We start from the raw sequence: 17,656 nt of genomic DNA, 5'->3' as shown, positions 1-17,656 counted from the left end.
AATGGCGTTTATCATACCATGGAATCAATGGGACTAAAAAGGTCAACGAAATGGACCGGAAATCAAGCACAACATATAATCCCAGCAGAGATGGCCGACAATCCAGTAATTCAAAAAATAGGAATGGATTTGGATAATGCATCAAATGGTATATTGTTAAGAACTCCAGATGCTGAATTGAGTGCTATGTCAAGACATAGAGCATATCATTCGGTATATAATGATGTAGTAAGAAATGAATTAAATAAATTAGACATTAATCAAAGTGTTGATGTACTCCAAAAGCAAGTTTTTGATTTACAGAATGATTTAAGAAGATTACAAGAAAGTGGAGTACCATTGTATCCAAGTCAAGGAGCTACTGTAGACTTATGGGAAAGAAGTTTAGATAGAATTAGGAAGTAATGGTTAGGAGGATTTAAAATGGATAATTCAAGAAAGGAATATGTATATAAATTGCTTTATAGTGAAAATAAACAAAAGAGTATAGATGAAATTAATTGTATAACAGATTCTGAATTATTGCATATAATAGCAGGAAATTACAATTGGGATAATGGTTTTGAGATTCCGTATAGTATAATAAATAACAAGTACTGTGATTTAGGCACTGCATTAATGATTTTTTATGATGCTGATGGATATAGAATTTTAGATAATAGAGAAGAACTAAAAAATCCTAATTTAAAAGAGTGGGGGAACTTTATTTCAGAAACAGAGAAGAAGATTTTAAATAATAAATTTGTAGTAAACAATATTAAGTTTATACCACCATTAACAAAGGTTCAAATTTTTAAGTTGAAAAAGAATAATCCTGATATAACTAAGGTATTTATAGAAGAATCTGATGGTGATGTAATAGAGATACCCAATGTATAATAGTCAATGAATAATAAAGAATTAAAAGAACGTTATTTAAACTTACAACCAAGTGATGGAGTTAATAAAGAAGTATTATCTGAAATAGAGAAAACACTCAATGTAAAATTGCCAGAAGATTTCTGTGAAATTGAATCATTTTATAGTGGAGGATATTTAGGGGGGATTAGTAATTATTCTTTCTCAAGTAATGATGGTGAAACTAATATAATTAATGAAACTATTAGGTTAAGAAATACTGTAGATTTACCATTAAGATATATAGTATTATCAGAACCACCAGAAAGTCTTATTGTTATGGATACTAAAAATATACCTTCAATAATTTGGTGTGATGCTGTAGAGGTTACAAAACTAAATGATAAATCTTTTATATCAAAACCAGATGAATGGGATAGTTATAGTGATTATTTTGCTCAATTAATAGAAGATGAAGAAGAAAATTTTTAATAAGTGAATGCAAAATTATTAAATAGCTAGTTTCATAAATAGTATACAAGTACAAAATGAGTAAATAAAATAATATTTATGGTATAGTTTACTGAATAATAATAATTCTGTAGTAAGTTTGCAGTTAACTGAGAGAAAAACATACTCTAAAAGCAACAAACAGCCATCAAAAAGAGGTTTCAATGCAATTGTCTATAGAAAAGTAGGACCTTTTGTAAAAACTTCTTTTGATGTCTGATTCAAGCTAATAACAAAATTCCAATGGATGCTGTAAAGGCATCTGTTGGAATTTTTCTTTTTAAGGTCTAACTTTGCATATAATAGGACATAGCTTGGTACACGGTAATTAAGGTTGCCTTGAAACAAGAAATAAAAGAACCTGTGTAGTTTTATCAGATTTTTTCCAGACCATAAAAGTGGTGATTATTAGTATAAGTGGTTATGTATGATACTGTGTACAAACCGCTTATTTTTATGTACCTACTGCAATACAAAGTCTTTTGTACACAGTAAAATCGCTGTAATCCAATTAATATAGAAGGTTACAGCGGTTTATAGTAGTGATTTGTAAGCTATTCTACATTGTACACTAAACGTTAGTACACTCTATCAGCAGTTTAGCTTCTGAATTTTAAATCCATTGATATCACTAGTGTTTTTAGCAATTTAAAAAGTGTATCAAATTCGGAGAATTTTCACTATAAATGAAACCTCATTTTTGTTAAATTAAAGTCATTGATATAAAAGGCTTAAAAGAAATAAATAAAAGTATAATAAAAAAGGCAGTAGAAAATAAAGTTTTTGAAAATGGAACAATTGATGGGCTTACAGTGGTGGCTATAGACGGAACAAAGTTTTTCGGAAGTAATAAGAAAAGCTGTCACGAATGTTTGAAAAATAAAGCTCATTGTTTTCATAGTGGAGCCGTCATGTCAATAGTTGGAGAAGCACCCAAGCTTGTTATTGATTTTGAAAATTATAAGCCTGGGCAAGATTCAGCATCAAAGAATGAAGGAGAACAAAATGTAGCCAAAAGGCTCCTCACAGATGTAGTAAGTGTTCATAAAAGTCTAATTGATGTTGTAGTTTATGATGCTATAGCCTGTAATTCAGTTTGGATTAATCATTGCATCGAACATGGGGTACATGCAATTGTTAGAACCAAAAATAACAATAATAAAAGCATTAGGGAAGTGAAAAAGAAGGTAAATAAGTCAGAGTTAGTTGAGGTTTGGACAGAGTAGGAAGACTTTGAAAAAATTGAAGTATATGAGTCTGAATTTACTATGGACAAGGTATTGGAGCCATTACGCTTTGTAAAATATACAATGAAATATAATATGGAAGAAATAATTTTGGGGTAAGGGGAAAGTCTGCCAATCTGTAGAAAAATCAGTATTGTTAAGTTAAGTATTGATGAAAATAATGGGAAATATTATAAAACATATGTATAACTGTAGCAAAAGCTAAATTACTGGGAGAATAGGGTTTAGTAGCATAAAAATTAAATTATAAATAGGAATTTTTTTAGATTTAATATATTTGCACCATAACCAATTTATATATTATTAATAATTAAAGTTGATGTTGAAAATGGAAAAAAATAAGTAATATATTTGTAAAAATAAAACTTTTTATGTAGAATAAACAAAGGTTTTACAAATCTATGTTAAATAATGTAAAAATATAAGGGAAATTATAGTATAATGTTAATGTATTTACCAACGAATAATAATATTGGTATAATTATATTGAACTAAAAATATTATTGTCAAAAGGGGAAAGAAAAAATGCTTGATATCATAATTTGTGAAGATAACAACTACCAAAGAAAAGTAATAGAAGATATTATTATAAATCAATTGAAAAAATTAAATTTAGGAATTAGTATTGCTTTAACTACTGATAATCCAGATGATGTAATTAAATATGTAGAAGATCGTAGAGTAAAGCCATTTATATATTTTCTAGATGTGGAATTAAAAAGTGAAATCAATGGAATAGAGCTTGCAAAAAAGATTAGAAAGTATGATCCTATGGGATATATTGTATTTGTAACATCCCATGCAGAACTTACATTACTTACATTTGAATATAAAGTACAAGCTATGGACTATATAGTAAAAAATGATTTAAATAAAATGGAAAATAAAATTAATGAATGTATTAAGGAAGCTTATAATGATTATAAAAGTTCCAGTGTTAAAACAGGACCTATACAAATCAATGTTGGAAATAAGGTAATTTATTTTAATCCAGATGATATTTTATTTTTTGAAACAACAGATAAGAATCATAGGATAAGAATTCATACTAAAGATGAAACGATAGAATTTCATGGAACATTAAAAGAAATAGAAGAAGTATTACCAGATAGCTACTATAAACCACATAGATCTTATTTGGTAAATACTAAAAAAATAAAATGTATAGATAAAAAGGAACTTATTATACATATGATAAACAATGAAACTTGTTACATAGCTTTACGATATCTAAATGGACTGCTGAAGAAATGTTAGACTTAATTTTAAAATTGTAAATAATTTAGAAACAATAAATAAAGATTGGAGCTGTCGCACTTACCTAAGTGCGACAGCCCCAACTAAAGTTAAAGCATAGGATAGATTTAGTGAATTTCCTATTTTAGGCACTTACACGATTACTTTATATACAAGTAATCTAAAGAATTACATTTAGCTCGTAACCACAAATAGGACAATTTTTATTTTTTAGAATGATTCTTGTTTTTCGTATATATGTTTATTAACAAGTAGCTCCACCAGCCAAGTGAAGTTTTGATTCTAATATTTCCTTCTTCCTTTGTAATATTTCATTTGATAGTAATTCAGCTTCTACATTTTCAAATCCAAGTCTCTCAATAGTCTTAGCAAAACGTTCTCCAGTTTTTCCTTTTTCTCTGTATAATAGAATTACTTTTTCAATAACACTCAATGCTTCTTCTTTATCTGTAAAAATTTTATTTAATGTTTTGCCTTTTGCTGTAAGTTTACCCCAACGACCTCCTATATAGATTTTATAAGCTGTAGTTCCATCTTCAATTGCGTCAAAATGACACTTTCCAATGCAGCGTCCACAATTATTACATATATCAGTATCTATTTTTAACATACCATCTTCTACTTTGGCAGCTTTCATAGGACAAAATTCTTCTACAGAACATTTTTTACATCCATTGCAGCTGTCTTCATCAAAATTAGGTATTAATTGTCCTATAATTCCTAAATCATTTAAATCTGGCTTTACACAGTTATTTGGGCATCCACCTACTGCAATCTTAAATTTATGAGGTAATTTTACGTCCGAATATCCTTTATAAAATCTTTCATGAATTTCCTCTGATAGAGCAAAGGTATCAATGAGACCGTATTGGCAGGTTGTTCCTTTACAGCTTACTATGGGACGAACCTTAGAACCTGTACCACCAGTAACCAGACCTTCTTTTGCAATATAATTTCTAAAATCTTCAATTTTATCATATGGAATGCCTTGACATTCAATTGTAAGACGTGTAGTCATAGTAACGATACCATTACCATATAGTTGAGCTGCTTCTGCTATACATTTTATTTGATCAGTAGTGATTTTACCATTTGTTGTAATTATCCTTCCTGAGAAATTGTCTGTGCCCTTATTGCTTAAAAAGCCAAGAGCTTTTACTCTTTTTTCATTTTCTGCACTAATTGTTAATGTAGCCATAATATTTATTTCCTCCTCATATAATCTTTATTTATTCTTAAAATTTTATAATTAACTAAGTGAAGTTTATAGATAGCATTTTTATTTGATATTTATTCAATATGGTTAAAAGTTAGGCCGCCTTCAAGAACTAATGTGTTGGTATATCCATAAAATTTTAATCGGTTTTGTAACAGGTAAGCACGTTTACCTTTTGAACATACGAGCAATAGCTTATCTTCCTTATTAAAACCTTCCACTTCTCCGTTTACTTTTGTCAAATCAATATATTCTGCTGATTGGATTGAAGGATTAAGAGAGGCATCTATTATTTTATAATCAGAGCATTCTCCTTTCTGATAAGCAGCTGGTGCAATTGTTGAAAAATCTCCATTTATCTTATTTAATAAAATATTCACGGCATTTGTAAAAGGGTGGATTGCTGTTGAAAAAGGTGGTGCATACGCTAGATCCATGTTTTCCAAGTCCTCTAGAGTAGCATCTAAAGTAAGTGCTGTCACTGCGATATCTACTATTTTATCAACTGCACCTTTACCAAGCACTTGTATACCTAAAAATTTATGCGTAGTTTTGTCTGCAATCATTTTTATTATAAAGAAAGATGAATCAGGATAATAGTGAGCTTTATCATCTACAACACTTATTACAGTTATTGGATCATAACCTTGATTTGTTGCAGCTTCTTCTGATAAACCTGTTTTTCCAACATTAAGTTCTGGCAATTTTGCTATACCTGTACCAAGGACACCTGGATAAGCTGTTTTTTTATTGTTTATATTTTTAGCGGTTACACGACCTTCCATATTTGCGGAAGAGCCCATCGGTGACCATGCTTTCGATTTTGTTATTCTATTTGTTACACAAGCGCAATCTCCAATAGCAAAAATATCTTCTATATTTGTTTGAAGATATTCGTTTACCTGAATTGTTTTATTTGGCATCAATTCAATACCAGAATCTTTTAAAAATTCAGTATTTGCTTTAATACCAATAGAAAGAATAACTGCATCTGCTTTCATTTTTCGCTTATCGGTTTGAACCTTTTCAACTTTTCCATCTCCTATAATAGCTTCCAGTTTTGTACCAGTAAAAGTCATAATTCCTTTGTCAGCTAGATGATTTTCTACATATTCTGCAATTTCTGGATCAAAGCCAGGTAAAATATGTTCTGCCATATCGATAACTGATACTTTCACATTCTGATTAGAAAGATTTTCGGCAACTTCTAAGCCAATAAATCCACCGCCAACTACCACTGCACGTTTTATATTTCCAGTTTCTAGGGATTTTCTTATAGCGACAGCATCATCTGGTGTACGTAATACAAATACGCCATTTAAATCTATTCCATCAAAGCAAGGCTTTATTGGTTTAGCACCTGTTGCTATGATAAGTTTATCATATGAATAAGTAGAAATCTCCTTTGTATTTAAATTTATAGCTTCTACTGTTTTTTCATCACTATGTACTGCAATTACTTCTGTTTCCGTTAAAACATTAACACCGGTAAGCGTAGAAAAACTTTTTGGCGTATTTACGATTAATTGTTCACGATCTTTAATGATATTACCAATATAATAAGGAAGTCCACATCCTGCATAAGAAATATCTTTACTCATTGTCAAGATGGTAACTTCATCTTTTCTATTTTCGCGTTTTAACTTTGTGGCTGCTTTTGTACCGGAAGCTACTCCACCTATAACTAAGATTTTCATAATCTAACATCTTCTTTCATAAATATTCCATAGTTTATATTTTATATATTTAGTAGTACTACCTGTTTCTATAATACCACTTGTGATTAAATAAGAAAAATGATATTATTTTATAATAATGATAGGTAAAAACTATTAAAAAATAAAAAACTCAACTTTTACATATGTAAAAGTTGAGTGGAAAAATACAAATGCAACTTAAGGAAGGATTATAATCATTATGACAATTCGACATTTAAAAATCTTTATTGCTGTAGTAGAAACAGGTAAAATGAGTGCGGCCGCAGATCAATATTATATTTCTCAACCCACTGTTAGTCAGGCAATTAAAGAATTGGAAGACCATTATGGTGTATTATTGTTTGAGAGAGTTTGTAAAAAACTATATATTACAGAGGCAGGAAAAAATTTGCTTACCTATGCTAGAATGGCAGTAAATCAATTTGATGAATTGGAAGATAATATGCTAAAGGGATTTTCAGAAAAACTTCGTATAGGTGCTACCATAACTGTAGGAGCTTGTATCATGCCTGAATTTATAAATCAATATAAGAAAATAAAATCTCAAGTAGATACTTTTGTTTATATTAATAATACAAAGTTAATAGAAGAAAAATTACTCAAAGCTGAATTAGATATTGGCATTGTGGAAGGTAAAATTAAAAACCAAGATTTAGTTGTTACTCCGGTGATAAATGATTATCTTGTTATTGTATGCAGCAAGAATCACAGGCTTTCAGGATGTAGAGATATTTCTATTAAAGATTTAGAAGGTGAATCTTTTGTAATGCGTGAAGAAGGAAGTGGTACCAGAGAGCTCTTTGAGAATTATATTGCTAGTTGCGGAGCAAATATACAGATTAAGTGGGAAGTAAATTGTCCAGATATGATGAAGAAAGTAGTTCTTGCAAACAACTGTCTTACAGCTATATCTGCAAGATTAGTTGAAGAAGAAGCAAAAAAAGGTTTGCTTTATGTGATAAAAAGCAATGAAAAAGCTTTAGATAGGTCCTTTAGTTTAGTATATTACAAAAATAAATTTGTTAATGATAATATGAAAAATGTAATGTATATATTGGAGAAATATAAGGATAAGGGTATCTTAAGTGGAATATCCACTGGAACTTTATTAGATGTTTAATATTTATTTTTTGTAATTGAGAGTTGGCCATGCTATCTATATATTGTATACAGGAGTGTGATATATTGATTAATGATATAGACTTATTAATACAGCAGCGACAGATGAAGACAAAGCAAAAACAAAAAAATCAAATTCCATATGCAATTGGCATTTTTATAATTGTATCGGTTATTTGTGTGGTTCTCTGGAAATATAATCGTAATTATATTCCTTATTGGGTTATAGGTATTGGCTTTGGTATTGCATTGAGATATTCTAGATTTTGTTTTTCAGGAGCACTTAGAGATTTTGTTATTTTAGGAAATACAAAGCTTTTAAAAGGTTTATTGTTGGCTATGATGATAAGCACTGCAGGTTTTGGAATAATTCAATACATTTATCTTGAAAATAATCCTATAGATTATATGCATATTCCGGGATCTATAATTTCGGTAGGTCCTCATATTGCAATAGGAGCATTTATGTTTGGAATTGGCATGACTATTGCAGGAGGCTGTGGTTCAGCGGTTCTTATGAGAATTGGAGAGGGGCATACCTTTCCTTGGGTGGTTCTACTAGGATTTATAATAGGAAATGTTTTAGGAGCCAAGAATTATTCATTTTGGTATGAAAAGGTCATTAGTAATGCAAAAGTGATTTATTTTCCAGAATATGTAAACTTAAAAGTTGTAGTTATACTTCAATTACTTGTTTTAATGATTTTATATAAGATAGCAAGTTGGTATGAAAATAAAAGAATAAAAAAGAGATGAGGTAGTTATATATATGGCAGTAAGAGAACTTAATTGTCTTTGTGAACCCTGTCCCATTCCATTAATTAAGGCAGTTAAGGAACTAAAAGCAATGGATTGTGGAGATATTCTAATTTTGCGCTCGGATCAAAGTTGTATTGGAGTTATTGCAGAGGAATGGGGAGAACAAAACAATTATTTGGTAAGAGTGGTGGATTTAGAGAATGGGGAATGGGAAGTTTACATTCAAAAACCATGATGGTATAGGAGATGATTAAAACTATGATTGAATGGTTAAGAAAACCATGGCCTTACTGGGTTGGAGGTGCATTATTAGGTATCTTTAATGTGATTTTATTAGCGATAAGTGGAAGTGTATGGCATATAACCACTGGTTTTCTCACATGGGGTATAGGAATATTAGATCTTATTGGTATTAAGATATATAACTGGGAGTTTTTTAGAATTTTTAATTACACATATGGGGATATAATTTTAAATCACAATTTATTTATTAATAAATATACCATTTTAAATATTGGTGTAATTATAGGGTCTCTAATCGCAACCTTGTTATCATCTCAATTTAAGCTAAAAAGGCTAAAGGGTAAAAAGCAGACTATTCTTGCGCTTGTGGGAGGAATAATTATGGGTTACGGAGCTAGAATTACCTCTGGATGCAATATTGGAAGCTTTTTCAGTGGAATACCATCTTTCTCTTTACATGCTTGGGTATATTGGATCTTTGTTGTCTTAGGAGCTGTAGCGGGAACTAAAATTTTATCTAAATATTTAATCTAGGAGAATCTATAGATATCTATAGATTCTCCTATTTCTTAACAAAATGCTCTTTTATTAGAAGTTATAAAATCTACAAACATCTGCTCATATTTGGTAAATGTATAATTTTTTCTATAGCTAAGGTAGTAATTAAATTCTATTTTTATTTCGTCCATCGTAATATGTTTAAGAAGACCCTTTTTTAATTCATTTTTAACTATTATTTTGGGCAAAAATGCTATTCCCTTTCCGGCTAATATAGAAGATTTAATGGCTTCTGGAGAGTTCAGAGAATAAATAACATTTAGATCTTCTAATAAAACACCTTTTTCTTGGAAAGCACTTTTTACCAGATGTCTTGCATTGGAACTTTCTTCTCTTAATATAAGGGGCAATTCCTTTAATTCTTCTATAGTAATATGATCTATGTTTTCATCATTCTTTCCAACTAAAATCAATTCATCTGAAGTTATATATTCAATGTCCAGGCTATTTTCTTCTGGGTTATCTTGAATGATTCCTATGTTAATAGAATGATCACATAATTTTTTTATAACCTCAGATGAGTTAACGACCTCCATATTTATATCCAACTCTTTATGAAGCTTTTTAAAGACAAATATAGTACAAGGAAGAGCATATTCCCCTATACTTTTACAGGAACCAATAAGTAAATTTGGTCTATCTTGTTGTAAATTTTTTAGATCCCTTTCTATATTACCTTTAATAGATAAAAGAGTATCAGCATAGTTAAATACAATTTTTCCTTCCTCTGTTAGCTCAACACCCTTGTTACTTCTTATTAAAAGACTTGTACCAAGTTCTTTTTCTAAATTTTTAAGCTGCATACTAAGCCCAGGCTGAGTGAGGTGTAGATGAGAAGCAGCTTTTGATATACTATTATACTTTACGGTTATGTAAAATGACTGAAGATATTCAAGATTCATATTATCACATCCTTAAATTTAAAATAACCGATATACTTTAGCAATTTATATTGTATCATTACTTTTAATAAAAATGAATATAAGCTTATCTTATTTTGATTGGTAATTATACTATATAAGGATTTGTTATGTAGTATAACAGATAATTATTATAAAAAGTTATATAGCTATATTATAATTAATGTGAAGATTGGCATAAAATTAACAATGTTATATTTGTTTTACTGTTAAAAGGTTTAGTAAATTGATATTGTAGTTTCTATAACATTAAATATATCAAAACTTTAGGAGAAAGGAGGAATGATGGTGAATAAAAAAACAATAGGTGAAAGGATGTTAACTGGTGGAACAGTAATTGTTATTTTAGTAATATGGTTTATTACAACAAAATTAAAATTAGCTGACCCCAAACTGGTGCCATCGCCTCAATCGGTATGGGATGCATTTGTTGATATTATGCAAAATGGATATAAAAATTATACACTATTTGAACATTTAGGAGCAAGTATAAATAGACTTATTAGTGCCTTTTTTTCGGCAATCATAATTGCTATTCCATTTGGACTTGCAAGTGGCTATAATTCAAAGCTTAGGGCAATTTTTGAACCTATTATAGAATTTTATAGACCGCTTCCACCATTGGCCTATTACACGCTTTTAGTTTTATGGATGGGAATTGAAAATGAGTCTAAAATTGCACTTCTATTTTTAGCTTGTTTTGCACCAATTTATATTTCTTGTGTATCAGCAGTTATGAAAGTAAAGGAGGATTACATAAAAAGTGCTTATACAGTAGGTGCAAGTAAAATGCAAATATTTGTACATATAATATTTCCAGCATGTTTACCTGATATTTTTACAGGGCTAAGAACAGCTTTAGGCGTTGCTTATACTACTTTGGTGTCAGCTGAAATGGTTGCAGCAAATTCTGGTATAGGTTGGATGGTATTGGACGCAAGTCGTTATTTAAGAAGTGACATTATATTTTTGGGAATTATTATAATGGGTGTTACAGGAATTTTGTTAGATAAGCTTATACAATTTATTGAAATTAAAATTGTTCCTTGGAAGGGAAAAGAATAAAAATATAATTTAGGAGTGATAAAAATGAATTTAAAAAAAATTTTAGTTAATGTTGCAATGATAGCTATAACAGCATCACTATTTGCAGGATGTGCAGCATCAAAAAAGGCTGCAGACAATGGACAAAATAATGGAGCTTCATCAAACCTACCTAAAGTAGTAAATATAGGTACTCAACAAATGCCTAATGATGAAAAAATTGCTATAGCAAAAGGTTTCTTTGAAAAAGAACTTGGAGTTAAGGTCAATGTTATTGAGTTTCAAGCAGGCGACATAAGAAATGCTCTTGTCTCAAAAGATATTGATTTTGCTTTACTTGGTTCAGCTTCGGCAACACAGGGGATTGCAAGTGGTATTGACATAGAAACAATATGGATACATGAAGTCCTTGGAGAAGCAGAACAGTTAGTTGTTAAAAAGAATTCAAATATTAATTCTATAAAAGATCTTAAAGGAAAAAAGGTTGCAACACCATATACAACAACAACACATTACAGCTTATTAAAAGCTTTAGAGTTAAATGGTATGTCCGAGAAAGACATAACACTACTTGACATGCAAATGCCAGATATATATGCAGCATGGCAAAGAGGTGACATTGATGCAGCTTACGCATGGGAACCAACACTTTCCAATCTTTTAAAAGATGGTAGAAGTATAATTACAAGTAAAGACATGGCAGCAAAAGGTGTTGTTACGTCCAATGTAGAAGTTGTTAGAAGAGACTTTGCTGATAAATATCCAGACCTTGTAACAAAGTATATTAAGGCTGTAAACAAAGCTGTCAAGCTATACAATGAAAATCAAGCAGATGCTATTAAAACACTTTCAGATTCTTTGAAAATTACACCAGAAGAAGCATTAAAGCAAACAAAAGGTTCTATTTGGCTTACTGCTGAGCAGCAACTAGATCCTGCTTATTTTGGGACAAGTAATAAAAAGGGAAACCTAGTAAAATCACTAAAAGATACAGCTGATTTCTTATATAAACAAAAGAGTCTTAAAACAGAGCCTAAGTTAGATACTTTTGAGAAAGCAGTAAATCCATCATTTATAGAAAAAGCTGTAAAATAATTCATGTGAGTTTAGCAAAGCTTAAAACAATATAATAGAAATGGAGAGTCTTGCATGAGTGAAAAAGTAAATGGTAAAATAGAATATGTTGTAACATTAAAAGATATAAGTTTAAGATATAGAGGTGAAAAAGGCGAGGTTGCTGCTCTTAAAGATGTAAATTTAAACATAAAAGAAGGAGAATTTATATGTGTACTTGGCCCATCTGGTTGTGGTAAAAGTACCTTATTAAAGATCATAGCAGGTTTTCTTCAGCCATCAGAAGGAGTATCTGAAATGGATGCCAATCCTATTAATGGCCCGGATTGGCACAGAGGCGTTGTTTTTCAAAGCCCTACTTTATATCCATGGTTAAATATCTATGATAATGTGGCTTTTGGATTAAAAATGAGGAAATTTTCAAAAGGTGAAATTGAAGAATTAACCAATAAATACTTGGAACTTGTTGGATTAAAAGGATTTGAAAAACATAAACCTTATGAACTTTCGGGAGGTATGAGACAAAGAGCTTCTCTTGCAAGAGTTTTAGTAAATAAGCCTAGAATGATTTTAATGGATGAACCCTTTGGGGCATTAGATGCTTTAACAAGACAAAATATGCAAACCCTAATAAGAACTATTTGGACTAAGACTGAGAATACGGTTTTCCTTATTACTCATGATGTTGATGAAGCTCTATCGCTTGCAACAAGAGTTATTGTAATGTCAAGCAGACCTGGTAGAATAATTAAAGAATTTAATACAGGGTTTACATATTGTATTTATGGTGAAAGTCATGAAGAGGTAAGAGGTAAAGTTGAATATATGAGTATTAGAGACGAAATCTTAAAAATTATTAATAACCAAACTGAAGAAATATTTATAAAGTAACATATAAATATTTATTATATTGTATAACACTTACTTATTATGAAAAGGTATAACTTTGTATTATAATTAACATAGAGATTGGGACAAATTTAACAAATAATTAAAATAATTAAAGCATGGAGGTATAGATATGAGTAAAAAGTATTTAATAGTAGGTGGAGTTGCAGGTGGTGCATCCACAGCAGCAAGGTTAAGGCGATTAAGTGAGGAAGATCAAATAATAATATTCGAAAGAGATCCTCATGTATCTTTTTCTAATTGTTGTCTACCATATCATTTAAGTGGAACAGTAGAGAAGGCAGAAAGCTTAGTACTTATGCATCCAGATAAATTTTTATCACAATACAATATAGATGCAAGAGTTAATAATGAAGTTATAGCTATAGATAGAGAGAAAAAGGAAGTTAAAGTTAAAAATACATTAACTGGAGAAGAATATAGTGAAAGTTATGACAAACTAATATTATCTCCTGGTGCAAAGGCTATAGTTCCTCCTATTAAAGGCATTGAAGAAGTAAAAATATTTACAGTAAGAAATGTTATAGATATAGATAAGTTAAATAAATCTGTACAAGCAATGGGAATAACTAATATTTCAGTAATTGGTGGAGGATTTATAGGAGTAGAAGTTGCTGAGAACTTAAAAGAAGCAGGACATAATGTAACTTTAATTGAAGCTCTTCCTCATATTATGAAACCTTTTGACTATGATATGGCTCAAATTCTTCACAAAGAAATGCATGATAAGGGTGTAAATTTAATTGTTGGAGATAAGGTAAGTGCCTTTGAAAAAGATGCTGTTGTTTTAGAATCTGGTAAGAAGATAGAAGCAGAGGCAGTAGTTATGGCCATTGGTGTAATTCCAGAAACTTCACTAGCAGCTAAGGCTGGTCTTGAACTTGGAGAAACTAAATCCATAAAAGTAGATCAAAATTACAGAACTAGCGACAAGGATATATATGCGGTTGGAGATGCTATTGAAGTGTATCATGCTTTAGCTGGTAAGATAACTAGATTACCATTAGCTGGACCTGCTCAGAAACAAGCAAGACAAGCAGCTGATCATATTCACGGAAGAGTTGTAAGAAATACAGGCTTCATCGGATCATCAGTGGTAAAATGCTTTGATTACAATGCAGCTTCAGTAGGTTTAAATGAAGAAATGATAGAAGCACTTAAATTAGATGTTAAATATGAGGTAGCTAAAGTAATTCCAGGAGATAAGGTTGGTTTAATGCCAGGCTGTGAACCGCTTCACTTTAAATTGATTTTTGAAGTACCAACAGGAAAAGTTTTAGGCGCTCAAGCCATTGGTAGAGGTAATGTTGATAAGAGAGTAGATGTAGTTGCTGCAGCTATTAAATTTGGAGCAACAGTGGACGACTTAAGAGATTTAGAATTATGCTATGCTCCACCATTTGGAACTGCTAAAGACGTTGTTAATTTTGCAGGTTACGTTGCTACTAATCTATTACATGGCGAATTTAAACAAGTAAGAGAAAAGGATATAAGAGACTTAGTTTCAAAAGGAGCTTGTATAATAGATGTAAGAGAAAAAGGTGAATATGAGTTAAGCCACATAGTTGGAGCTAAAAACATACCACTTAGTCAAATAAGACAAAGAATAAATGAAATACCTAAAGATGAACCAGTATATTTACACTGCAGAAGTGCTCAAAGAAGCTATAATGCATTGATGGCACTTAAACACTTAGGATATGAAAATGTTTATAATGTTTCTGGTGGATTTATGGGAATATCCTTCTATGAGTATTTCAATGACGAGACAACAGGAAGAGAAAAAATAGTTACAGATTATAATTTCCTATAATATAAAGTTAGATGTGAGCCTAATTGTAGTTTGACTAATATAATTAGGCTTGCAGAAAAAATCAATATTAAAGATAAGGATCAAGAAAGGAAAATGGAATATGGATACTGCGACAGAAATAAGAGTTAAGTCAGGTTCAAATAAGAAAACGTTTACAAAAATAACTATCAATAAAACACAAGTATTTGCTGGGGTGGCAATTTTAATAGCTATGGTTGCGTTAGCTGTATCACAATCAACAAAGAATCCTAAATTGGGGATGTTTTTAATAACTGGATTAGCAATTGGCTATTTAATGCAAAGATCAAGATTTGGATTTGCAGGAGGTATAAGAAGGATATATGTGACTGGAGAAGCAAGTTTAACAAAAGCGCTAATGTTTTTATTTGCTATCTCATTAATAATGACTGCGGCAGTGCATTATGGTGCATACCTTAATGGTGCACAGGTAGCTTATAAAGCAGTGGCAGGAGCCAAGATAATACCAGGAACTCAAAATGTTGATCCAGTTTGTCTTCTGGCTATATTAGGTGGAACACTATTTGGTATTGGCATGATGCTAGGAGGAGGATGTGCTTCTGGAACACTTACAGATGCAGGAGAAGGTGAAGGAAGAGCATTAATAGTTTTATTTTTCTTTGTAACAGGATCCCTATGGGGAGGGCATGATATGGCTTGGTGGCAAAAAACTTCACTTTACACTTGGAAGACAAAAGTCTACTTGCCAGATGTGTTTGGTTATATGGGAGCTATAATAATCTCATTATTAGGATTTTTAGCAATCTATGTTTTTGCAAAATGGTATGAAAACAAGAGAAAAAGAGAAAATACTCTTATTCCACTAGAATACGCAGAATGGGAAAAGGAATTACCAGAACCTGATGAATATAAATTCTTCAGTAAAGAAACTTATCACAAGTTTTTCGTAAAAAGATGGTCTTTCTACACTGGAGCGGTACTTTTAGCAGCTATGTTTGAGGTTATATTAATTTCATCAGGTAAAAGTTGGGGCGTAACTACTACTTTTATGGACTGGGGTGCTTGGATGTATCAAGCAGTAGGTTTAGTTGATGTTTCAAAATGGCCTTATTTTGCAGAACAAATGAAGACTATAAAAGGAGGATTTATGAATGATCCTGCTTCAATGAGAAACTTAGGAATAATTATAGGTGCTTTAATAGCTCCACTATTAGCAGGACATTTCTCATTTAAGAGAGGCTTTAAATTTAAAGATATAATTTTCTATGCAATAGGTGGAATATTTATGGGATATGGTGCAAGACTTGCAACTGGATGTAATATAGGTGCATTATATTCAGGAATATGTAATTTTTCATTATCAGGATGGACTTTTATGATAGCTTTAACTATTGGAGGAATAATGGGAGTGAATTTAGTTAAGAAATTTAATATTGCAACTTAATTTTACATAAAAGGGAAAAGGGACTTGGTGTTCCATTTCCCTTTATTTTATAGTATACTTCTTTTTAGAATTATAAAAGGTAACCACAGCAACTATTTTTAGGTAATTTGAAATAACTTTGTATATAGGAGTGATTAAAATGCATAAGTTTAACATTAAAAAGTTGGAAAAATTAGACAATCCAAAAAGAAGAAAAAGTATGCCTCCAGAAGAAACCTTGAAGAAATTTAATTTAGGAGATAGCGGAACACTACTTGATATAGGTTGTGGAATAGGTTATTTCACTATACCAGCAGCAAGTATAATTAATAATGGAAATGCAATCGGCATAGATATAATGAATGAAATTCTTGATGTTGCAAGAGAGAAGTCAGTAGATATATCAAACATAGAATTTAGAAAAAGCGAAGAGTATGCTTTTCCAGTAGAAGATACATCTGTTGATTATGTACTTGGATGTAATATTGTTCATGAAATAGAAGATAGGGTAAGATTTTTTAATGAAATAAAAAGAGTATTGAGAAAAGAGGGTCATATTTACATAATTGATTGGAAAAAGGAAGAAATGGAAGATGGACCTCCTATAAAGGAAAGGGTATCAAAGGAAGAGGTGAAAAACTTAGCTGAATCTTTAGATTTTACATTCTTAGAGGAAGTAAATATTAATGATGAAAATTACGGATTAATATTTAAAGCATAATTTAAAAGCTCTGTTTTAGCAAAGTGCTAAGTACAGATCAACTTCAATTGTAGCGAGTGGCCTTGGTATAACATATCTTCCTGAATTGGTAGCAAGTGAAAATCAAAGGATAAAGCGACTGAATTTGAAGAATGAGGAAAATGAGGAGAAGCTGTTTCTACAGTTGCTTATGCATAAGAATAAATGGAAAAGTAAAATAATAAATGAATTTATTAGAATATGTGAGGTTAATTTTCTGTGATACTAGGTTATTTATTAAATAGGATATGATGAATGCTTTTGTTTTATGAGGCTGTCGCACTTAGGTAA

The 17,656-nt window shown here is 30.6% G+C and carries 18 protein-coding genes; 15 read left to right on the top strand and 3 right to left on the bottom strand.

Annotated features, from left to right (window positions below; all coding sequences use genetic code 11):
* From I6U48_RS24575 to I6U48_RS24555, 5 genes are all read left to right on the top strand, one after another.
* Positions 1-405: AHH domain-containing protein (locus I6U48_RS24575; protein ID WP_218323122.1), on the top strand; the 405-nt coding region annotated here is incomplete at its 5' end.
* Positions 406-423: 18 nt separating this feature from the next.
* Complete coding sequence (locus I6U48_RS24570) at positions 424-879, top strand: DUF4274 domain-containing protein (RefSeq protein WP_218323121.1); 456 nt, start codon at positions 424-426, stop codon at positions 877-879.
* 6 nt (positions 880-885) lie between these two features.
* The gene (locus I6U48_RS24565) at positions 886-1,329 is read left to right on the top strand and encodes an SMI1/KNR4 family protein (protein ID WP_218323120.1); all 444 of its coding nucleotides are present in this window, start codon (positions 886-888) and stop codon (positions 1,327-1,329) included.
* Between the two features lie 830 nt (positions 1,330-2,159).
* Complete coding sequence (locus I6U48_RS24560; protein ID WP_218323119.1) at positions 2,160-2,573, top strand: hypothetical protein; 414 nt, start codon at positions 2,160-2,162, stop codon at positions 2,571-2,573.
* A 546-nt stretch (positions 2,574-3,119) separates the two neighbouring features.
* Positions 3,120-3,851 carry a LytR/AlgR family response regulator transcription factor gene (locus tag I6U48_RS24555; protein ID WP_218323118.1) on the top strand — a complete coding sequence of 244 codons (732 nt, stop codon included), beginning with the start codon at positions 3,120-3,122 and terminating at the stop codon, positions 3,849-3,851.
* 244 nt (positions 3,852-4,095) lie between these two features.
* Here I6U48_RS24555 and I6U48_RS24550 read toward each other — a convergent pair whose 3' ends face one another.
* Together I6U48_RS24550 and I6U48_RS24545 are read right to left on the bottom strand one after the other, a co-directional pair.
* Positions 4,096-5,049, bottom strand: a complete 954-nt coding sequence (locus tag I6U48_RS24550) for a ferredoxin-like domain-containing protein (RefSeq protein ID WP_218323117.1) — start codon at positions 5,047-5,049, stop codon at positions 4,096-4,098.
* A 92-nt stretch (positions 5,050-5,141) separates the two neighbouring features.
* The gene (locus tag I6U48_RS24545) at positions 5,142-6,764 is read right to left on the bottom strand and encodes an FAD-dependent oxidoreductase (RefSeq protein ID WP_218323116.1); all 1,623 of its coding nucleotides are present in this window, start codon (positions 6,762-6,764) and stop codon (positions 5,142-5,144) included.
* Positions 6,765-6,984: 220 nt separating this feature from the next.
* Between I6U48_RS24545 and I6U48_RS24540 the strand changes: the two genes are divergently transcribed.
* From I6U48_RS24540 to I6U48_RS24525, 4 genes are all read left to right on the top strand, one after another.
* The gene (locus tag I6U48_RS24540; RefSeq protein WP_218323115.1) at positions 6,985-7,905 is read left to right on the top strand and encodes a LysR family transcriptional regulator; all 921 of its coding nucleotides are present in this window, start codon (positions 6,985-6,987) and stop codon (positions 7,903-7,905) included.
* A 65-nt stretch (positions 7,906-7,970) separates the two neighbouring features.
* Positions 7,971-8,660, top strand: coding sequence for a YeeE/YedE thiosulfate transporter family protein (locus tag I6U48_RS24535; RefSeq protein WP_218323114.1), 690 nt, complete (start codon positions 7,971-7,973; stop codon positions 8,658-8,660).
* Between the two features lie 13 nt (positions 8,661-8,673).
* The gene (locus I6U48_RS24530; RefSeq protein ID WP_218323113.1) at positions 8,674-8,898 is read left to right on the top strand and encodes a sulfurtransferase TusA family protein; all 225 of its coding nucleotides are present in this window, start codon (positions 8,674-8,676) and stop codon (positions 8,896-8,898) included.
* 14 nt (positions 8,899-8,912) lie between these two features.
* Positions 8,913-9,440, top strand: coding sequence for a YeeE/YedE thiosulfate transporter family protein (locus I6U48_RS24525; protein WP_218323124.1), 528 nt, complete (start codon positions 8,913-8,915; stop codon positions 9,438-9,440).
* Between the two features lie 35 nt (positions 9,441-9,475).
* On the opposite strand, the gene I6U48_RS24520 is transcribed toward I6U48_RS24525, so the two are convergent.
* Positions 9,476-10,366, bottom strand: a complete 891-nt coding sequence (locus I6U48_RS24520) for a LysR substrate-binding domain-containing protein (protein ID WP_218323112.1) — start codon at positions 10,364-10,366, stop codon at positions 9,476-9,478.
* 303 nt (positions 10,367-10,669) lie between these two features.
* Here I6U48_RS24520 and I6U48_RS24515 point away from each other — a divergent pair, with 303 nt between their 5' ends.
* From I6U48_RS24515 to I6U48_RS24490, 6 genes are all read left to right on the top strand, one after another.
* On the top strand, positions 10,670-11,449 hold the full coding sequence (locus I6U48_RS24515) for an ABC transporter permease (protein WP_376774597.1): 780 nt from the start codon (positions 10,670-10,672) through the stop codon (positions 11,447-11,449).
* A gap of 24 nt (positions 11,450-11,473) precedes the next feature.
* Positions 11,474-12,523 carry a taurine ABC transporter substrate-binding protein gene (locus I6U48_RS24510; RefSeq protein ID WP_218323110.1) on the top strand — a complete coding sequence of 350 codons (1,050 nt, stop codon included), beginning with the start codon at positions 11,474-11,476 and terminating at the stop codon, positions 12,521-12,523.
* Positions 12,524-12,577: 54 nt separating this feature from the next.
* The gene (locus I6U48_RS24505; protein ID WP_218323109.1) at positions 12,578-13,393 is read left to right on the top strand and encodes an ABC transporter ATP-binding protein; all 816 of its coding nucleotides are present in this window, start codon (positions 12,578-12,580) and stop codon (positions 13,391-13,393) included.
* Positions 13,394-13,523: 130 nt separating this feature from the next.
* Complete coding sequence (locus I6U48_RS24500) at positions 13,524-15,224, top strand: FAD-dependent oxidoreductase (RefSeq protein WP_218323108.1); 1,701 nt, start codon at positions 13,524-13,526, stop codon at positions 15,222-15,224.
* A 166-nt stretch (positions 15,225-15,390) separates the two neighbouring features.
* The gene (locus I6U48_RS24495; protein WP_218323123.1) at positions 15,391-16,647 is read left to right on the top strand and encodes a YeeE/YedE family protein; all 1,257 of its coding nucleotides are present in this window, start codon (positions 15,391-15,393) and stop codon (positions 16,645-16,647) included.
* A gap of 139 nt (positions 16,648-16,786) precedes the next feature.
* Complete coding sequence (locus I6U48_RS24490) at positions 16,787-17,347, top strand: class I SAM-dependent methyltransferase (RefSeq protein ID WP_218323107.1); 561 nt, start codon at positions 16,787-16,789, stop codon at positions 17,345-17,347.
* The last annotated feature ends 309 nt before the right edge of the window (positions 17,348-17,656 follow it).

Source organism: Clostridium thailandense, assembly GCF_019207025.1.
GTDB lineage: Bacteria > Bacillota > Clostridia > Clostridiales > Clostridiaceae > Clostridium_AM > Clostridium_AM thailandense.
The sequence above is the reverse complement of the archived record's forward strand: the minus strand, read 5'-3'. Positions and strand labels throughout refer to the sequence as shown.